Origin of the sequence: Nocardia sp. NPDC060220 (genome assembly GCF_042727815.1) — a bacterium.
Taxonomy (GTDB): Bacteria; Actinomycetota; Actinomycetes; order Mycobacteriales; family Mycobacteriaceae; genus Nocardia.
The window spans coordinates 1-1,261 of sequence record NZ_JBHWZY010001311.1; the positions used below are offsets into that span (position 1 = coordinate 1).

The 1,261-nt window shown below is 64.9% G+C and carries 1 protein-coding gene; it reads left to right on the forward strand.

Annotated features, from left to right (window positions below; genetic code table 11):
- Nucleotides 1–259: 259 nt before the first annotated feature.
- Nucleotides 260–1,261, forward strand: a 1,002-nt coding sequence (locus tag ACFWF3_RS36325; protein ID WP_379318717.1) for a cytochrome P450, incomplete at its 3' end; no start/stop codon positions are given.

Genomic DNA, 1,261 nt, shown 5'->3' on the forward strand with positions numbered 1-1,261 from the left:
GGATCCAGAGAGCCTGGCCGCGCTCGAATTGCTGTACTCCGGGGCGCTTCTCCAGGGCGGGATGGGCCTGCTGTCCTACGCGCAAGTCGCCGATCTGCTCGAGATCTGCGCGCGACGATTGCTGGCCACGCCCGCCACCGACAGCTGACACACCGTCCGCCGGATTCGGTGCGAACCTTGTCGCGCATCCGGAAACCGTAGTACTGTCCAGACACATGTCCATTTAGTGTCTGGACAGTATTCCGGGAAGGACTTTCCAATGACGCTGGTCAAACCGCAGCGCGTGTCCGGAGGCGAGGACGAACACGGGCACCTGGCCGAGTTCCGTACCGATCCGATCGCCCTGATGCGACGCGTTCGCGCCGAGTGCGGCGATGTCGGATCCTTCGAGCTCGCCGGACGTGATGTCGTCCTGTTGTCCGGCGCCGAGGCCAACGAATTCTTCTTCCGGGCCGGCGACGACGATCTCGACCAGGGCGCGGCCTACCCCTTCATGAAGCCGATCTTCGGTGAGGGCGTGGTGTTCGACGCACCCCCCGAGCGCCGCAAGGAGATGCTGCACAACCAGGCGCTGCGCGCGGATCACATGCGCGGGCACGCGGGCACCATCGCCCGTGAAGTGGATCAGATGGTCGCGCAGTGGGACGACGAGGGCGAGATCGATCTGCTCGAGTTCTTCGCCGAGCTGACCATCTACACCTCTTCGGCGTGTCTGATCGGGGTGAAGTTCCGCAATCAGCTCGACGGACGTTTCGCGCATCTCTATCACGAGCTCGAGCAGGGCACCGACGCCCTGGCCTACGTGGACCCGTACGCGCCGATCGAGAGTTTCGTCCGGCGTGACGCGGCGCGCGCGGCGCTGGTCGAGCTGGTGCAGGCGATCATGGATCAACGCGAGGCGAATCCGCCCACCAGCAAAGACGATCGCGACATGCTCGATGTCCTCATCTCGGTGAAGGACGAGAACGGGGCGCTGCGGTTCTCGGCCAGCGAGATCACCGGCATCTTCATCTCGATGATGTTCGCCGGCCACCACACCACCTCGGGCACCGCGGCCTGGACGATCATCGAACTGCTGCGCCACCCCGAGACACTGGCCGGGGTGGTCACCGAACTCGACGAGCTCTACGCCGACGGCGCCGACGTGAGTCACCATGCGCTGCGCCAGATTCCGAATCTGGAAGCCGCGCTCAAGGAGACACTGCGACTGCATCCGCCGCTGATCATCCTCATGCGCCTGGCGCGCGGTGAGTTCGAGGTG